The organism is Methanotorris igneus Kol 5 (assembly GCF_000214415.1).
Taxonomy (GTDB): Archaea; AGJL01; Methanococci; order Methanococcales; family Methanococcaceae; genus Methanotorris; species Methanotorris igneus.
This window is the reverse complement of record NC_015562.1, coordinates 1,220,336-1,236,681: the sequence shown is the minus strand read 5'-3', so window position 1 is coordinate 1,236,681 and position 16,346 is coordinate 1,220,336. Positions and strand designations below refer to the sequence as shown.

Genomic DNA, 16,346 nt, shown 5'->3' with positions numbered 1-16,346 from the left:
ATCACTTAGATTTTGTCTTTAATTTCTAATGCCCCTTCAATTACGTATTTCAATGGTTCTCTGAATTCATCAATTGCACTGTAAACTGCACCAACTAATGCTGATGTTTTTTCTGGTGAGAACATCTGGGTTCCAGCATCTACACACATCGCAGCACATACTGGTGGGATTGCAAATCCTTTGCTGTGTCTTGTAACAACGTGGTTTCCGTGGAAGATACCTGGACCTCCCCCACCGTAGATGGAGTGGCTGAAGAAACTGAAACCAACTGCAGTACCTTCTGCTCTACCAAAGTCAACTCCTGGTAATCCAGTTTCGTATTCAAGTATGTCGTTGTAGTACAAGATTGTTGATGCAACGTTTTGTGCTGCTCTTGCTGCACCACAGTTTACGATAACTGCAGCAACTAAACCTGCTGCTGCGTAAGCGTTCCATTTAGCAACATCAACTGGTTTGTACATTACGAATCCTGACGGTAATTTCTTGTCTTCTGTAATGACACCATCTTCTAATGCTCTTTCAACAACTGATGCTACAACGGTACCAACAGTTCCGTTCTTACCATTTGCTTTTACTAAGTCAATTACCAAGTTGTCTGCGTTTAATCCTTGGTATGCTAAACCAAGTAAGTGTAATCTTTCGAATACTCCAATTGCATCTCCCATTTCAAACATTGCTGTTTGTTCCATTATTGACGCAAATGCAACAGCGTTCATTATGTTTTTCTTTGTTGTAGCAACATAGTGGTTTACCATGATGTTTCTTAAAGCGTAACCTAAACCTTCTAAGTTTGTTGGAGCCCCTAATAATGAAGCGATGTTTGCTCCCATGTAGTCAGGAACTTGTGGGTATCTTCCTAAGATTGCTGCATGAACCATTGGAGCATCGAACATGTCTACATCAAATGTCTTGATAATTGCTTCTTTTAAAGCCATTGCTGTATTCAACATTGAAACTGAGTATTCTGCAGCAACTTCTAATCTTTTTGATGGCAACTGAACAGCCATTTGTTTTCCGCCATTAATGAGTTTCAAGTTTGTGTCGTCATCTGGGGAAACTCTTAACAATTTTTCAACATAGTCCATAATTGTTTCAGCATTTTCTACGATTGGTAAGTCTAATGTTCTACCTGGAATTATACAAGCTTTTCCTCCAACTGCTCCAGTTTTTAATGCATTTTCAATACCTGCTAAGTTAACTGCAACTGTCCTCTTAATATCTTTAACAATTTTTTGGATTGTTGGGTTGTGTAATGGGCTTATTGCTTCTAATGGCACATTTTCTTCAACAAGATTTCCTTTTGCATCATACAAGTTTATCTTATCTTCATACTTTACCATAGGAACCACTCCTACACTTTGATTATTACACGGGTTATTATTAGATGATTATATATATTCAATTTTCCATTAAATTCAAACCGAAAACTTTATATATTATTCCATTTTGGAACTATGCAAACAAGATAAGATTAATTAAGTAATATTCTCACCTAAATTTTTATCATGATTTATGTTTGGTTATGGTCATCTCATAATAATATAATAGATCGACAAAATAAAATTAAAATAATACAAAGTAAGAATGACTGCCTTCCTATTGGAAGGCAATCAAATGTGCCTTAATAATTGTCCTTGACTATATTACAATTTTAATATTTTCGTCAATTTTTCATGTGTGAGTATACTCATAAATTTTATTTTAATACATTTATATCAAGCTAATAAACTAAAAAAATAAAATAGTGAAGAGTTATGAATTTTGGAATGAACCTTAGGATGGATTTTGAAGATAATAAAAAAAATAAAAAAGCCCAATTACTTGTAGATCTAAAAGGCGAGCCGGGAAAAGATTGTAATGGATTTTGTAGGTTTTGCTATTTTAGAAAAGCAAACTCTAAGGACGTGTTTCCATTTGGATGCAAACATTGCACATTTCAAATTGGGTGTGATTACTGCACATACTCTGTAAGAGAAATGAATGGAAATTTTTTACCGTTACCATTTGTTCTCCAACAAGTTCAAGGTGCACTATTTTTTAATAAATATGATAAGGTAAATATCACAGGCGGAGGAGACATAAGTTGCTATCCATTTTTAGAAGAGTTGTGTAAATATATCAGTGATATGGGATTAAAAATACACCTTGGATATACATCTGGGAAGGGATTTGGAAGTTTAGATATTGCAAAAAATTTGGTTGATTATGGTGTAGATGAAGTTACATTTTCTGTATTTTCCACAAATGAAAAATTAAGAAAGGAATGGATGAATGACAAAAATGCAAAAACCTCCCTTGAATGCCTAAAGTACTTCTGCGAAAATTGTGAGGTTCATTGTGCCATAATAGTTGTGCCAGGAGTTAATGATGGAAAAGAACTTATAAAAACAGTTGGTGATTTGGTAGATTGGGGGGCAAAAGCAGTAATATTAATGAGATTTGCAAATAAAATTGAGCAAGGATTAATTCTTGAAAATGCTCCAATAGTTGAAGGGATAAAACCCCATACAATAGAGGAATTCAAAAGCATAGTCAAAGAAATTCATGAAACATTTGGAAATAAAGTAAGGGTTTCTGGAACTCCTCTATATGACCCTGTTACAAATACACCTTTTGCTATCGCTCATGAGGAAAATATACTAAACAAATTAAAAAATAAAATTGAGTGTGAGGCAACGATTATAACGGGTAATGTAGCATATCCATTCCTAAAGAAAATATTTGATGAAACTCCTGTGAATGTTGTTAAAGTTAATAAGGACATTGCTGACTTGATAACTGCAAAGGATTTGGAGCAAATAAATTTAAAAGAGTTATCTGATACTGTATTTATCCCCCCAAGGGCATTTGTTCATGATAGGGTGGCAGAGGAAATATTAACAAGAGACGGAGAAAAGAGGATGATTTTGAGGGGTATTGAGCAGTTAACATTGGACGGAGAAGTTAGTGGTATATACACTAAAAAAGAAGCAATTGAGTTTGAGTTAAATGCGTTTAATGAACTTATTGGAATGATAAACTTTTTTGGTGTTAGAAAATAGACTCTAAACCCATTTAATTAAAAATAAACAAAAATAAAAACAATTAAAAATAAAAATGATTCAATAAAAATGATTTTATTCCCTTTTTTGATTTCATAAAAAGTTGTTTGTGAAATTCTTTTCATTTATTCAATCAAAATAAATATATTTCTATATTTAATTTAATCGATGAATATATCTAAAATAAAAATGGTGCCGAGGGGGGGATTTGAACCCCCGACCTCTCGGTTTCTCAGGACCCGGGGCGCTACCCCCGGGAAGGCCCGTATGAGCCGAGCGCTATAACCAGGCTAAGCCACCTCGGCACGCATGTTAGTAATATTCAAAAGTCATATATATACTTTTCGGCGAAAAATTTATATATTGATGTACAAAACTATAAATGCTATTAATACCTGTGCGGGGGTCGCCAAGCCTGGTCAAAGGCGCTGGATTGAGGGTCCAGTCCCGCAGGGGTTCCAGGGTTCAAATCCCTGCCCCCGCACCATTAATATGCACTATTTTTAAAACATTAAAGTTGTTTTAAAGTTCATGTGATTTTGTGTTTATTATAGTCGTGTGCGAATTTTTTAAAGTTATTTATATGCTAATGAATTTTTAAATAATCTTTATTCTCCCTTAAAATATACGGCAAAACCTTTTAGGTTTTGCCAAAAAATTGAAATAATTCTACAATCATTAAAAATTTACCAACAATTACGGCAAAACCCTTTGGGTTTTGCCAAAAGACATACGGCAAAACTTTCAGTTTTGCCAAAAGATATACGGCAAAATCCCTTGGATTTTGCCAAAAAACCCTTCTAACGCACACGGCTATATTTTTACATCATATATCGAAATATTTAAATTTAATATTTGGTGATTTTATGATAGTTGTTGAGGAAGGAAGGTATGGAGTATTTTTAAAGCATATTAAAGTAGGGGATGATTTAGTCGTTATTATTGGCGGAGGAGAGAAAGAACATATTGGTAGCGTCTCATTGATGGACGGTAAACTAAAAACAATAAATAGAGATAACCATAAAGATTATGTTATTTCAGAATATGCTGCAAAACTCATCTACGAAAAAATTAAAAAACCTGTTTTGGTTATTTGTGGCATCCACATAGATAACGCAAAAAAAGAAGAAATAGATATATTAGTGAATAATGCAAAAAAATGTATTGAGTTATTTTTAATGAAAGGAGGAGAGTTATGAAAGTTGTGGTTTGTGTAACTGGAGCGAGTGGAGCAATATATGCAAAAAGGTTGTTAGAGGTGCTAAAAGAGAAAAATGTCGAAACTTTTCTTATAATCTCAAATTCTGCAAAAAAGATAATTGAGCATGAATTGAAAATAAAATGTAATGATTTTATAAAGTTAGCAGACAAATATTATGAAAATGATGACTTCTTTTCTCCCCTCGCATCTGGTTCAAATAAATTTGATGCCGCTATTGTAATCCCATGCTCTATGAAAACACTATCTTCAATAGCGAATGGATACAGTAGCAATTTAATAGTTAGGGTTTGTGATATTGCATTAAAGGAGAAAAGAAAACTAATCCTAATGCCGAGAGAAATGCCATTCAATGCGATACATTTAGAGAACATGCTTAAATTGGCAAAATTAGGCGTTGTTATTATGCCACCAATTCCAGCATTTTACAACGAGCCAAAAACCATTGATGACTTAGTTAATTTTGTTGTTGGTAGAGTTTTGGATATTTTAGGTATTGAAAACGATTTATTCAAAAGATGGGGGGAATAAAATATGCTTGAAAAATTGGGAGAAAGTATCAATAAAGCATTAAATAAAATAAAAAACGCCACATTTGTTGATAAAAAATTGGTTAAAGAAGTGATTAAGGACATCCAAAAGGCATTAATTCAAGCGGATGTTAATGTAAAGCTGGTTCTCCAAATGAGTAAGACAATTGAAAAAAGGGCTATTGAAGAAACCCCACCAAAAGGATTTTCAAAGAAAGAGCACATCATAAAAATTGTCTATGAGGAATTAGTAAAACTTTTGGGAGAAGAACCAAAACCATTAGAGTTAAATCCAAAAAAACAGACAGTCATACTGCTTGTTGGTATTCAAGGTAGTGGAAAAACAACAACTGCAGCAAAATTAGCAAGATACATCCAAAAAAGAGGATTGAAGCCTGCTTTAATTGCAGCAGATACTTATAGGCCTGCTGCTTATGAGCAGTTGAAACAACTTGCCGAGAAAATACATGTGCCTTTGTATGGAGACGAAACAAGAACAAAATCACCAATAGACATAGCAAAAGAAGGTCTTGAAAAATTCAAAAAGGCAGATGTAATAATCATAGATACTGCTGGAAGACATAAAGAAGAGAAAGGGTTGTTAGAAGAAATGAAGATGATGAAGGAAATAACAAATCCAGACGAGATTATATTAGTCATTGATGGAACACTTGGACAACAGGCAAGAAATCAAGCAAAGGCATTTAAAGATGCAGTTGGAGATATTGGAAGTATTATAGTTACTAAATTGGATGGTTCTGCAAAGGGTGGGGGAGCATTAAGTGCTGTTGCTGAAATAAAAGCACCAATAAAATTCATTGGAACTGGAGAAGGAATTGACGATTTAGAGCCATTTGACCCAAAAAAATTCATCTCAAGACTCTTGGGAATGGGAGATTTAGATTCATTGTTGGAAAAGGCAGACGAATTAGTAGATGAGAAAACTGAGGAGAGCATAGATGCTATATTAAGGGGGAAATTTACACTTAACGAGCTCTATGCTCAATTAGAGGCAATAAACAAAATGGGGCCTATCAAGCAAATAATGAACATGATACCAGGATTTGGTGCAGGACTCCCAAAAGAAGTAGTCCAGATAACAGAACAAAAACTAAAAAAATACAGAATTATTATGGACTCAATGACAAAAGAAGAAAAAGAGAACCCAGAAATAATTAAAGCATCAAGAATCGAAAGAATTGCGAGAGGTGCGGGAGTTAAGCCAGAAGAAGTTAAGGAATTGTTAAGATATTATGCAACAACCAAACGAGCCATTGAAAATTTAAAAAGAGGTAAGATGCTAAAGATGGGGGGACCTATTGGGCAAATTATGAGGCAATTAATGTTTAAAGAAAAATAAGCTACTAATTAATTTAACTTTGTCTAAATTAATTTTTAAAATTTTAAAATACAAAAATGTGGATATTCATGACACCAAAAGAGTTTAATCCAATTGAATTATGGGAAGATTTATCAAAAATAAGAACTGATAATGAAGAAGGCGTAAAAAAGGCATTTAAATATTTATCTAATTTTTTTGACAATTTAGGTATAAAGAATAGAATAATTAAGGGGTGTTTTGTCGCTTACAGGGATTTTGAGGACTTGCAGAATGGAGTTCTATTAAATTCACATATAGATACAGTTAAAGTTTTGAGGGAATTTGAAAAAGATGACGAGAATTTTTATGGAACTGGTGTTTGTGATGCCAAAGCTCCGCTTGTTTCATTAGTACATGCCTTTTTGAACAACGAAAATGCTGTTTTAGTTGTTTCTCCTGATGAGGAAAGGGACTCATGTGGTATATACAATTTTTGCCATTGGTTAAAAGAGAACACAAAAACTAAAAAATTCTACTGCATTGTTGGAGAACCTACTGATTTAAAAGTGTGTATTGGACATAAGGGGAGGTTTGAAGTTGTTGTTAAGGCATATGGAAAATCTGGTCATGCATCAGACCCAAATAACGGCATAAATGCCATAGAAATAATAGTTGATGTAATTTGTGACTTAAGGAATTTTCCATGCAGTTTTATAGAGGTTAATGGAAAAAAATACTATTCATCAATAACCCCAACCATGATAAAGGGAGGCATCCAGCCAAATATAATCCCAAACCGTGCAGAAGTTATTTTGGACGTTAGGAGTGTAGAAGAAAATTTAATGGAAAAAATAAAAGATTATTTAAAAGAAAAAAGATACTCAAAATATGTTGAAGTATATTTGAACAAAAGAAAAGTTCCTTATGCGGATTTCTATATACTAAAAAATGAAGAACTACTAAATTCAATATCAAAAGATTTTGAAATTGACTTTTTTAATGCAACATGTGAAGCATTTTACTTTGGCAATATACTAAATGCAGATGTTTTAATCTTTGGGGCTGGAAGTTTAGATGTTATCCATTCTCCAAATGAATTTTTAAGCATTAAAGAATTTGAAAAAGGATTGAAAATGGCAGATGATTTATTAAACCGCATACTCGATTTTAAATGAAACTTTTAAAAAGTTGAGCAAAACATATCAGTTTTGCGGCTTTCCACTTTGCTCCAATTGAGCAAAAACTCTTCGATTTTTGCAGCTCTCCGCTTCGCTCCGATTGAGCAAAAATAAAGATTTTTGCAACTCAAACCTTACGGTTTGATTTCATCCAAATGAGATGCATTATAGTTGTGTGCGGAATTTTTTAATGGTTATTTAAACCATAACTAATAGTTGAATAATCTACGATTATTCAACTTCCCTGCAACCATGGGTTACAGTGGATTTAAATATGGTGTTTATCCACAAACTAAAAATTTTATTAAAGATTTTTAAACGCACACAACTATACCTCGACTCACTCAGTAATGCCTCTTATTTACTTTAAAATCCAGTAATCCTTATTCCAGTGCCTTTTAACTTGTATTTTATATTTAATTTTATCAATAATGGGGTTATTTGCTCAATAATTCTTGACATTTCCAATTCTCCACAGTCAATTGCTCTAACCCCTTCAATTTCCTCAGCTAATTCCATAACAACCTTTTTTGCTTCCTCATCATCCCCACAAACTAATATATCACAATCAACAGGATTATCTAAATCCTCCAACGCCCTACAACATACATTCTGGAATGCACTCACAACTTTTGAATTTTTAAGTTTTTCTTGCACCATCTCTGCAACAGAACCTTGTGGAGGTGGTAAAGGTCTTGTAGGTTTATCTCCTATTGCAGTTGCCAATGGTACACCAATGGAGACGACAATTTTTCCATCCAAATGCTCTTTTAAATCCTTGATTGTCGATAAGGTGTATTCATAAGGCAATGAGAGAATTACAATATCTCCCTCTTTTGCTGCATCTTTATTCTCTAAACCCCTAACATTTGCATCAATGCCCCTCTCTTTCAATATAGACTTTACCTTTTCTGCTGCATCCTCTGCCCTCTCTTTTTTCCTTGAACCTATTATAACCTCGTGGTTCTTAGCAAACCTCAAAGCCAATCCAAAACCCTGCTCTCCGGTCCCTCCTAAGATTGCTATCTTCATAGTTCCACCTCAATACCCTTTTTCAAATCATCCAAAATAGATAAATATTCATTTAAGACCTCTTTACTTTTAACTGCATCCCTAACATTCTTATTCTCTATTGATAAAACTCCATCATATTTAATTTCTTTCAATTTTTTGAGGACGCTTAGGAAATCAATCTTCCCTTCCCCTATTTTTAAATGTTCATCATCATAACCATTGTTGTCATGGATGTGGACGTGCACAATACCTTCCCCAATACTATTCAATTCCTCAACAAAATCCGCTGGGTTTCCGATGGTGTTTGCATGTCCAATGTCAAAGGTTATGCCAAGGTATTTTGAGTCGATATCTTTAACAATTTCCCTCAAACTCTCTGGTGTTATTCCCAAAACTCCTTTGAAATTTGGCATGTTTTCGAGGCCAATTGTAATTCCATAATCCTCCGCAACCTCAACAATATCACTTAAAGTTGAGAAATTATTATCTAAAATATCCTCAACATAATTACTCCACAATGGTGGGATATAGCCAGGATGTACAACAACAACACTCGCATCCAATTCAAAAGCCCCCTCAATTGCATCAGTTATACAGTCAACTGTCAATCTCCTAACTCTCTCATTCATTGATGCAGGATTTAGATCAGAGAATGGAGCATGAACAACAATATCTACCTCATACCTATCCTTTAACTCCATAAGATACTTTATATTTTTTGGAGAAAGATAGTGATTCCCTTCACAAACAATCTCCCAACAGTCAAAGTGGTTTTCTGCAATTTTCTCCATAGTAGATTTTAAACCCTCTGGTAAAAAAACCAATGATGAAATTCCAAACTTCATTTTTTATCACCAAACAGAAAATTGTAAAAAAATTTTTTTATTTTATACCTCTAAGCGAAGCAATTAGGTATCAGTGCGGGATTATAATCTCGGACAAAAATATTTGGAATATTAACATTATTAAATTTTTCCCAAAAGTCTATCTATTTCAATAAAATTTGGTTTTGAATGCGAAGCCACAATATAATCATGTACGGAATCTTTAAACTTAATTTATAATCAATAAATTTCAAATAGTAGTTATTTTTTCTTAAAAATTTGAAATAATGTTAATTGTTAATAATCTTACAAAATTTACTGCGGTTATATCCATCGAAGCGAAGCTTCGAGCAGTGAAACCGAAGGTTTCACCTAATTGAAGCGAAGCTTCGAGCAGTAAAAACTCCGCAAGAGTTTTCACCTAAAATTCCAACGCACACGACTATAATTTTCCAAATGATAATCCTCCACTTATTAACGTCCGAGACTATAAGCAAAATCTTCGATTTTGCAACTCTCCACTACTCTCCGATGCAACGACGCAGCGTTGCATTCCAAATTTCATTTTTATCATCATACTCAAAAATGCTTTAAACAATTTATATCATTACCATTATAAAAAATTATAACTTTAAGCAAAAACTTGAGGGTGGTAGTTTGGCATCATTTGAATTAAAAACACCAATTTCAAAAGAAACCATCAGCAAATTAAAAGTTGGAGATGTTGTTTATTTGAATGGGGTAATATATACTGCAAGAGATGAGGCACATTTGGAAATTATAAAATACCACAAAAAAGGAAAGGAATTGCCCTTTAATTTAGAAAATGGTGTAATTTATCATGCAGGACCAATAATGAAAAAAGAAAATGATAAATGGGTTTGTGTCGCAATAGGCCCAACAACCTCTGCAAGGATGAATAACACTGAGGAAGAGGTAATAAAGGTAACCAATTTATCCGCAATCGTTGGGAAGGGTGGAATGAAGAAAGAATTACTCAAAACATTCAAAGAACATAAGGTTGTGTATCTCGCTGCTCCAGGGGGATGTGCTGCACTTTTAGCAAATTGCATAAAAGAAGTTAAAAATGTCTATTTTTTAGAATTAGGAATGCCTGAGGCAGTTTGGGAATTGGAAGTTGAGAACTTTGGCCCTTTAATTGTGGCGATGGATGCACATGGAAACAGTATTTATGAAGAAGTAAATGAGAAGGTTTTTGAAAATTTAAAAATGATGGTTCAATCTCAAAAAATATAACCCCAAATATTTTTTCTTTTTTATTTTATCCATAAATTAAAATATATGAATCTAACCTTCCAAAATAAAAAAAGAATTGAATTGAAAAACTGCCCGATTATTTGATTGGAACGAACATGGAGCTTCTTGTAGCTCCCATACCTGGGCTTCCGTGTTGAACTGGTTTTCTTGTGAGTGAGAATTCTCCAAGGTAGTGTCCAATCATTTCTTCTGTAACTTTAACTTCAACGAATTCCTTACCGTTGTAAACTCCAAATGTCAATCCAACCATGTCAGGAGTTATAATGAAATCTCTGCAGTGTGTTCTAATAATCCTTGGTTCTTTACCTTTCTTCAATAATCTTCTTGCCTTTTTAATTTTCATAGCTAATTTTCTTTGTTGAGGTGTTAAACCTCTCAACATACTTCTTCTTTGTCTTGCAGGGAGCAGCTTAATAAACTCCTTCAAAGGCATTTGTTGAAGTTCTTCTAATGTGTATCCTCTGTATCTAAATTCTCCCCTTCTTACTGTAACTTGTTGTTTTTTCTTTTTTCTTGCAGCTCTTCCTCTTGCCATGTTTTCACCTTATAATCCCAAAAAGTGTTTTAAAAATTTTATAAATTATTTCCTTACCCCAGTTCTTCTTGCAGCAATATGACCAACTTTCCTTCCTGGTGGCATTCTTCTTGAAACTGTTGTTGGTTTACCAGTGTGTTGGTGTCTACCTCCACCGAATGGGTGGTCAACAGCGTTCATTGCAACTCCTCTAACTCTTGGCCATTTGATTGCCTTAGCTTTCATTGCGTGGTATTTCTTACCTGCCTTAACAAATGGTTTCTCTTTCCTTCCTCCACCAGCAACAACTCCAATTGTAGCCCTACACATTGGGTGAAGTGCTTTTAATTGTCCTGATGGCAATTTTACAATTGTTTTTCCTACATCGTGAGCAATGATGTGTGCGTAGCACCCTCCTGCTCTTACCAATTTTCCTCCATCGCCAGGAACGGTCTCAATGTTAAAGACAGGAATACCCTCTGGAATTTCTCCCAATGGTAAGATGTTTCCTGGTTTTATCTCTGCAGCAACTCCACACTCAATTGTATCTCCAACTTTCATGCCTTCTGGGACTAATAAGAGTTTTTCCTCCCCGTTTTCAAATTTAACTGTTGCTACTGGTGCACTTCTACCTGGATCGTGCAAGATGTCTGTAATTGTCCCAATAATTTTTCCTTTTTTCTCTAAATCATCAAATTTTCTATATTTTACTTCTCCTCTTCTTTTGTGGGAAGGACATCTATAATTCGGTCCTCCTCTACCTCTGTTTTGTGATATTAACCTTTTACCCATTATATCACCCAAATGTTTAAAATTTGCCTTTTATTGTTTTTGCTCCCCCAATCTATTGCATCCCGCTCATTACGTGTTTCTATATTAGTAGATTCCCAAGTTTGCGGCTACTTCACTTGCATCGTAGCCGTCCTTCAATTTAACGTATGCTTTCTTTTCTCCTTTTGGAGTTATCATTGTATTTACCTTCTCAACTTCAACATTAAACAATTCTTTCATTGCTCTCTTAATATCTTCCTTTGTTGCTTTTCTGTGCACGTAGAATACCAACTTGTTCTCTTCCTCAATGAGTCTCATTGTCTTCTCACTAATTACTGGCATTTTTATGACATCAAAGGCATCCATATAACCACCTCATGCTAAAAAGGTAAATTGTGTAAATTTAGAGTTTGAATCTTTCACTTAATTTTTCTATTGCACTTTCTGTCCAGAGTGTTAATCTTCCTGCCATCGCCCCTGGGGCAATGTGTATTACCCCAAAGTTATCGGCTGTTATTACATCTACACCTGGGAGGTTTCTTGATGCTTTTATTGCATTGCATTTATCCCCAACAACAACCAAGACACTTTTTGGTTTTCTGTATTTTCTTCCTCTCATTTTTCCTCTTCCAGCTCTAATCTTAATACCTTTCTTAGCTCTTTCAACATCTTTATCTAATCCTAATGCCTTGAATACATTTACAACATCTTTTGTTTTTTGAAGGTTTTCAAACTCATTGTCAACAACTAATGGGATTGATGGAACATTATCTATGATATGTCCTCTTTGTTTGACTAATTCTGGATTTGCTGATGCTGCTATAGCACTCATTATTGCTTTTAATCTTTCCTTTTTATTTATTCTTTCCCATAAGATTTTTTCAACTTTTGGTGGGTGGCACCTTCTACCCCCCACTGCTTGAGGGACAAATGCTGCCCATCCTTGTGCTGTTCTTTTAACTCTTGCTCTACCGTGTCCTTTACCTATTGACTCTGCTGATGTCCTCTTCCCAGCAAGTGGGTCTGAACCCTTTGGTTGTAATCTTGCAGTTAATGCTGAAATAACTGCTCTTTTAATTAAATCAGGTCTGTATTCGGTTTCAAATATTGATGGTAGTTCAATTTCCCCTTTTTTAGAACCATCTAAGTTATAAACCACTGCCTTCATACTAACACCTTAACCTATTGTGTTTAGTTTCCTTGTTTTGATGTTGTACTGATGTATGTTATTTCTGGTAATCCGAATCTGTCTTCTACTGGTCTAATTGCACTTCTCAATACAACCAATCTTTTTGCTGGCCCTGGAACTGAACCTTTAACCACAACATAATTGTTTCTTATAACCCCATAGTGCAAGAATCCACCTTTTGGTGTAATTTCTTCTCCATTATTTCCTATTTTTAATATTCTCTTGTTGTATTCTGTTCTTTGGTGGTATCCCATTTGACCTGGCATTGGAACAGTCCACATGACTCTCTTTGGTGTCCATGGACCTATTGAACCAACGTGTCTACCGACTCCTTTTCTTTGGTGTTTTCCGAATTGTATTTTGACTCCCCATCTCTTGACTTGTCCTTGGAATCCTTTACCTTTTGTTATTGCAATGGTATCTACAAACTCCCCTTCACTGAATACATCAGTTATTGAAACTTTCTTACCAAGGATTTCTTTTGCATAGTTTAATCTTTCTTGGATGTCTTTTCCACCAATTCTAATTTCTAAAACTTCTGGTTTTTTCTTTGGTAAGCATGTTAATTTTGGGTTTGTGTGAACTAAAACTCTGACATCTGCTATTTTATCAATTAAATTATCAAGTTCATCAACAGTTTTTCTTTCTTCTTTCTTAGGCAATGTTTTTATTTTTCTTGCCAATTCTTTATCCAATTCATCAGCCCAAACTTCTGTTAAGGTTTTTAATCCTCTTGTATCTTTTCCATAAACTCTTATAGCAAATACGTTGATGTCTGGAGCTTCTAATATGGTTATTGGTGTAAATACTTCTTGGTTTGCATTTGGACTATTTGGGTTGTTTTCTTTAACCAATGCGTGGCTCATTCCTGCTTTATATACTGGGAATGCTTGCAATCTTACTTTATCTTCATCTGGCCATGATCTTATTCTTGGAACTGGCCTTTTAGCTCTCTTTCTTGGACTAAATGCAAGAGAACCTCTACGAGGTCTATTCCTCTTCATACCCATAATATAACCTCCATTATAGCATTATTTCATGTTTCACTAAATATCCAAATAATAGAGTACTCATTTAACAAAATTGCCCTTATCTTAAAAATGAACCTGTCACTGGCTTACGCCTTTTCAGGTTTCAGGTGCCTTATTATTGTTATGGATAGGGGTATAAATATTTAACTCAATATTAAGTTAAAAAATTGTCCATCAAATTTTTAAAAACCATATAAAACCCAATTTTAAAATCGATAATGCTACTGAAAATCGGTGTGTAGTTTATATAAAAGAACAATGCTATAATTCAATAATGGATTTTAATATATATAATTTTTGGTGGGGGAATGATAACATGTTTAACGAAAATGAAGTAAGTTATCTTGTAAAATACTTTGAAGAAAAGGATATGCTAAGAGAAGAAATATTAAAATTGTCAAGAGAAATAACTAAGGACTGTGCATTGTCTATAAGAAAGATACACAAAAGAGAAGAGGTTTCATTAGAAGAGATATTTGAAAAATTAAAGCAACTGAACGAATTAGTTAAAAAACATGTGGATTTTGAGAAGTACGCTAACACCCCCCAACAGGAGTTCGTCGAGGCAAAGGCGCTATATGATATCATATTTAATAACAAAATCCCAACATATAAAGAGTTTGAATTCATTAAGGAAGAGAATTATGTTTTAGGTTTGTGTGATGTTATTGGAGAGTTAAGGAGAGCTTTATTAGACGCTATAAAAGATGACAACAAAGAACTTGCAGAAAAATACTTCAACTATATGGAAGAGATTTATGACTTCATAATGAAGTTTGATCACTACCATGTAATAGAGAACTTAAGAAGAAAGCAAGATATTTCAAGGAGTATCTTAGAAAAAACTCATGGTGATTTAGTAAATTACATTGAAAACCTCAAATTAAGGGAGGAGTTAAGAAAATGGAAGGAAGAGTAGGTAATATAATAAATGATGATATAATAAATACTGTTGAGGCATTTTTGTTTGCAAATGGGAATCCAGTGGATATAGAGGACATTGCAAAAAATTTAATTTGCATCAATATGAAGTGCATGAGGCATTAAAAGCATTAAAAGAGAGATACAAAAACACTTCTATCAACATCAGAATCTTTAACAACAAGTGTGTGATGGAGTTAAAGGAAGAATACGCTGAAAAAGTCCTACCTTATATTAATGTTGAATTAAACGAGGATACTTTAGAAACACTCCTACTGATTGCATATTTAGAGCCAGTAAAACAGGCACAAATAGTGAAGATTAGAGGACATAAAGCACGTAACCATATAGAAAAACTCGAAAAGATGGGATATATAAAATCAAAAAAAGAAGGAAATTCAAAGATATTATGTCTAACTAAAAAATTTGATGAATTAGGATATTCCAAGGAAGAAATTAGAAAGATGTTCGAAAAGTAATGATTGTCCATAATAATTTTTATTTTTTTAAAATTATTATCTATATATTCAAATTAACAAATTAAACTATCTAAAATAAAATGATAGGGCGGCGGGGATTCGAACCCCGGACCACTCGGTTATCAGCCGAGCACTCTAACCAGGCTGAGCCACCGCCCTTCACGGCAAAATGAAATTAGGTAAAGTTATATATAAACTTTTCGTTAATTTATAAATTCAAATGTTTTAAAACTTTTGGTATATTATGGATTAATTCATCAACTTGCGTATTTGGCTTTGCGTTAGCGACCTCTCCCAACATCCTATTTATTTTACATCCCAAAACACAGGCGTCTTTTGTTTTGTATCCACAATATATCAGAGAGGAAATAATTCCTGTTAGAGTATCTCCAGTTCCTCCAATGCATTCCATTGCCTCTATTTTTGGAGCGTCTATCGTTTCAACAATATCTCCATCCTCAACTACATAGTCCTTTTCTCCCTTAACAACCATATATTTTGGCATTTTTGATTTTTCATAGGCCCTCTTGATTAGTTCAGGCACTTCCTTATCATCTACCTCAGATATAAAACCCCTCACATAGGCAGGATGGGATGCCTTTTCATCCGCCAAAAATGCTAACTCACCCACATCAGGTAAAAAGAGATAAAACTTATCCCCTATGTTCGCTGCTTTTGCTACATACATTCCCCCAGCATCTGCAATAATCTTTGGAGAGAAATCAATTTCCTTAATTTTTGAAATTTTTGGTTTTATGTAATGTATTATAAGTAAATCATCATCAACATCCTTCAACGCATCATAAATCTTTAAACTTCCATCTCCTTCTCCAATATCTCCAGCAGTTATGACATAAAGTTTATCCTCTCCAAAATATTCTAATGTTTTTAAAACTGCTCCTATCAATGCACCAGTTCCCATAGATATTGGAAACTCTTTGTTATTTATTATTATTTTATTTCCTTTTAGTGTTGGCTTTCCCCTTATTAACTCCAACCCCTTTATTGGCATAGTCCCCGCTATAATCATACTATC

18 protein-coding genes and 3 tRNA genes are annotated in these 16,346 nt (G+C 34.0%); 10 read left to right on the top strand and 11 right to left on the bottom strand.

What is annotated here, in order from left to right; all coding sequences use genetic code 11:
- Window positions 1-5: 5 nt before the first annotated feature.
- Window positions 6-1,340, bottom strand: coding sequence for a coenzyme-B sulfoethylthiotransferase subunit beta (mcrB, locus tag METIG_RS06210; RefSeq protein ID WP_013799369.1), 1,335 nt, complete (start codon window positions 1,338-1,340; stop codon window positions 6-8).
- 438 nt (window positions 1,341-1,778) lie between these two features.
- On the opposite strand from mcrB, the gene mmp10 reads away from it, so the two are divergent.
- On the top strand, window positions 1,779-3,041 hold the full coding sequence (gene mmp10 / locus METIG_RS06205; RefSeq protein WP_048055688.1) for a methyl coenzyme M reductase-arginine methyltransferase Mmp10: 1,263 nt from the start codon (window positions 1,779-1,781) through the stop codon (window positions 3,039-3,041).
- 190 nt (window positions 3,042-3,231) lie between these two features.
- Here mmp10 and METIG_RS06200 read toward each other — a convergent pair.
- Window positions 3,232-3,346, bottom strand: a tRNA-Met gene (locus tag METIG_RS06200).
- A gap of 94 nt (window positions 3,347-3,440) precedes the next feature.
- Here METIG_RS06200 and METIG_RS06195 point away from each other — a divergent pair.
- The 5 genes from METIG_RS06195 to METIG_RS06175 all read left to right on the top strand — a co-directional run bounded on the left by METIG_RS06195 (window position 3,441) and on the right by METIG_RS06175 (window position 7,286).
- A tRNA-Leu gene (locus METIG_RS06195) sits at window positions 3,441-3,528 on the top strand.
- Window positions 3,529-3,907: 379 nt separating this feature from the next.
- Window positions 3,908-4,240, top strand: a complete 333-nt coding sequence (lpdD, locus tag METIG_RS06190; protein ID WP_013799367.1) for a prenylated flavin chaperone LpdD — start codon at window positions 3,908-3,910, stop codon at window positions 4,238-4,240.
- Entirely contained in the window at window positions 4,237-4,791 is a 555-nt protein-coding gene (locus tag METIG_RS06185) for a UbiX family flavin prenyltransferase (RefSeq protein WP_013799366.1), read from the top strand. Before lpdD ends, METIG_RS06185 begins: the two co-directional genes overlap by 4 nt.
- A 3-nt stretch (window positions 4,792-4,794) precedes the next feature.
- Complete coding sequence (locus tag METIG_RS06180; protein ID WP_013799365.1) at window positions 4,795-6,150, top strand: signal recognition particle protein Srp54; 1,356 nt, start codon at window positions 4,795-4,797, stop codon at window positions 6,148-6,150.
- 68 nt (window positions 6,151-6,218) lie between these two features.
- The gene (locus METIG_RS06175; RefSeq protein WP_013799364.1) at window positions 6,219-7,286 is read left to right on the top strand and encodes a M20/M25/M40 family metallo-hydrolase; all 1,068 of its coding nucleotides are present in this window, start codon (window positions 6,219-6,221) and stop codon (window positions 7,284-7,286) included.
- A gap of 369 nt (window positions 7,287-7,655) precedes the next feature.
- On the opposite strand, the gene npdG is transcribed toward METIG_RS06175, so the two are convergent.
- Together npdG and METIG_RS06165 are read right to left on the bottom strand one after the other, a co-directional pair.
- Window positions 7,656-8,321 carry an NADPH-dependent F420 reductase gene (gene npdG, locus METIG_RS06170; protein WP_013799363.1) on the bottom strand — a complete coding sequence of 222 codons (666 nt, stop codon included), beginning with the start codon at window positions 8,319-8,321 and terminating at the stop codon, window positions 7,656-7,658.
- Window positions 8,318-9,148, bottom strand: coding sequence for a sugar phosphate isomerase/epimerase family protein (locus tag METIG_RS06165; RefSeq protein ID WP_013799362.1), 831 nt, complete (start codon window positions 9,146-9,148; stop codon window positions 8,318-8,320). Before METIG_RS06165 ends, npdG begins: the two co-directional genes overlap by 4 nt.
- A 636-nt stretch (window positions 9,149-9,784) precedes the next feature.
- On the opposite strand from METIG_RS06165, the gene METIG_RS06160 reads away from it, so the two are divergent.
- Complete coding sequence (locus METIG_RS06160; RefSeq protein WP_013799361.1) at window positions 9,785-10,384, top strand: FumA C-terminus/TtdB family hydratase beta subunit; 600 nt, start codon at window positions 9,785-9,787, stop codon at window positions 10,382-10,384.
- 97 nt (window positions 10,385-10,481) lie between these two features.
- Here METIG_RS06160 and rpsS read toward each other — a convergent pair whose 3' ends face one another.
- The 5 genes from rpsS to METIG_RS06135 all read right to left on the bottom strand — a co-directional run bounded on the left by rpsS (window position 10,482) and on the right by METIG_RS06135 (window position 13,889).
- On the bottom strand, window positions 10,482-10,940 hold the full coding sequence (gene rpsS / locus METIG_RS06155) for a 30S ribosomal protein S19 (RefSeq protein ID WP_013799360.1): 459 nt from the start codon (window positions 10,938-10,940) through the stop codon (window positions 10,482-10,484).
- A 45-nt stretch (window positions 10,941-10,985) separates the two neighbouring features.
- The gene (locus tag METIG_RS06150; RefSeq protein ID WP_013799359.1) at window positions 10,986-11,711 is read right to left on the bottom strand and encodes a 50S ribosomal protein L2; all 726 of its coding nucleotides are present in this window, start codon (window positions 11,709-11,711) and stop codon (window positions 10,986-10,988) included.
- 84 nt (window positions 11,712-11,795) lie between these two features.
- Window positions 11,796-12,056, bottom strand: coding sequence for a 50S ribosomal protein L23 (locus METIG_RS06145; RefSeq protein WP_013799358.1), 261 nt, complete (start codon window positions 12,054-12,056; stop codon window positions 11,796-11,798).
- Window positions 12,057-12,093: 37 nt separating this feature from the next.
- A complete protein-coding gene (gene rpl4p, locus METIG_RS06140) occupies window positions 12,094-12,858 on the bottom strand; it encodes a 50S ribosomal protein L4 (protein WP_013799357.1) in 765 nt (254 codons plus the stop codon).
- 23 nt (window positions 12,859-12,881) lie between these two features.
- The gene (locus tag METIG_RS06135; RefSeq protein ID WP_013799356.1) at window positions 12,882-13,889 is read right to left on the bottom strand and encodes a 50S ribosomal protein L3; all 1,008 of its coding nucleotides are present in this window, start codon (window positions 13,887-13,889) and stop codon (window positions 12,882-12,884) included.
- A 337-nt stretch (window positions 13,890-14,226) separates the two neighbouring features.
- Between METIG_RS06135 and METIG_RS06130 the strand changes: the two genes are divergently transcribed.
- The 3 genes from METIG_RS06130 to METIG_RS06125 are packed head-to-tail and all read left to right on the top strand — an operon-like array spanning window position 14,227 to window position 15,310.
- Window positions 14,227-14,829, top strand: a complete 603-nt coding sequence (locus tag METIG_RS06130) for a haloacid dehalogenase (RefSeq protein WP_013799355.1) — start codon at window positions 14,227-14,229, stop codon at window positions 14,827-14,829.
- Window positions 14,814-14,957, top strand: coding sequence for a hypothetical protein (locus METIG_RS09560; protein ID WP_172632616.1), 144 nt, complete (start codon window positions 14,814-14,816; stop codon window positions 14,955-14,957). The genes METIG_RS06130 and METIG_RS09560 overlap by 16 nt, the downstream gene beginning before the upstream one ends.
- The gene (locus METIG_RS06125; RefSeq protein WP_048055558.1) at window positions 14,942-15,310 is read left to right on the top strand and encodes an SMC-Scp complex subunit ScpB; all 369 of its coding nucleotides are present in this window, start codon (window positions 14,942-14,944) and stop codon (window positions 15,308-15,310) included. Before METIG_RS09560 ends, METIG_RS06125 begins: the two co-directional genes overlap by 16 nt.
- An 84-nt stretch (window positions 15,311-15,394) precedes the next feature.
- Here the strand turns inward: METIG_RS06125 and METIG_RS06120 are convergent.
- Together METIG_RS06120 and METIG_RS06115 are read right to left on the bottom strand one after the other, a co-directional pair.
- Window positions 15,395-15,469 (bottom strand) — tRNA-Ile (locus METIG_RS06120).
- Window positions 15,470-15,518: 49 nt separating this feature from the next.
- Window positions 15,519-16,340, bottom strand: a complete 822-nt coding sequence (locus METIG_RS06115; protein WP_013799354.1) for an NAD(P)H-hydrate dehydratase — start codon at window positions 16,338-16,340, stop codon at window positions 15,519-15,521.
- Window positions 16,341-16,346 lie beyond the last annotated feature (6 nt).

Excerpts from the sequence above, each read along its gene's own strand:
- mcrB (WP_013799369.1), bottom strand. The coding sequence starts at position 1,340 with ATGGTAAAGTATGAAGATAAGATAAACTTGTATGATGCAAAAGGAAAT.
- mmp10 (WP_048055688.1), top strand. The coding sequence starts at position 1,779 with ATGGATTTTGAAGATAATAAAAAAAATAAAAAAGCCCAATTACTTGTA.
- lpdD (WP_013799367.1), top strand. The coding sequence starts at position 3,908 with ATGATAGTTGTTGAGGAAGGAAGGTATGGAGTATTTTTAAAGCATATT.
- METIG_RS06185 (WP_013799366.1), top strand. The coding sequence starts at position 4,237 with ATGAAAGTTGTGGTTTGTGTAACTGGAGCGAGTGGAGCAATATATGCA.
- METIG_RS06180 (WP_013799365.1), top strand. The coding sequence starts at position 4,795 with ATGCTTGAAAAATTGGGAGAAAGTATCAATAAAGCATTAAATAAAATA.
- METIG_RS06175 (WP_013799364.1), top strand. The coding sequence starts at position 6,219 with ATGACACCAAAAGAGTTTAATCCAATTGAATTATGGGAAGATTTATCA.
- npdG (WP_013799363.1), bottom strand. The coding sequence starts at position 8,321 with ATGAAGATAGCAATCTTAGGAGGGACCGGAGAGCAGGGTTTTGGATTG.
- METIG_RS06165 (WP_013799362.1), bottom strand. The coding sequence starts at position 9,148 with ATGAAGTTTGGAATTTCATCATTGGTTTTTTTACCAGAGGGTTTAAAA.
- rpsS (WP_013799360.1), bottom strand. The coding sequence starts at position 10,940 with ATGGCAAGAGGAAGAGCTGCAAGAAAAAAGAAAAAACAACAAGTTACA.
- METIG_RS06150 (WP_013799359.1), bottom strand. The coding sequence starts at position 11,711 with ATGGGTAAAAGGTTAATATCACAAAACAGAGGTAGAGGAGGACCGAAT.
- METIG_RS06145 (WP_013799358.1), bottom strand. The coding sequence starts at position 12,056 with ATGGATGCCTTTGATGTCATAAAAATGCCAGTAATTAGTGAGAAGACA.
- rpl4p (WP_013799357.1), bottom strand. The coding sequence starts at position 12,858 with ATGAAGGCAGTGGTTTATAACTTAGATGGTTCTAAAAAAGGGGAAATT.
- METIG_RS06135 (WP_013799356.1), bottom strand. The coding sequence starts at position 13,889 with ATGGGTATGAAGAGGAATAGACCTCGTAGAGGTTCTCTTGCATTTAGT.
- METIG_RS06130 (WP_013799355.1), top strand. The coding sequence starts at position 14,227 with ATGTTTAACGAAAATGAAGTAAGTTATCTTGTAAAATACTTTGAAGAA.
- METIG_RS09560 (WP_172632616.1), top strand. The coding sequence starts at position 14,814 with ATGGAAGGAAGAGTAGGTAATATAATAAATGATGATATAATAAATACT.
- METIG_RS06115 (WP_013799354.1), bottom strand. The coding sequence starts at position 16,340 with ATGATTATAGCGGGGACTATGCCAATAAAGGGGTTGGAGTTAATAAGG.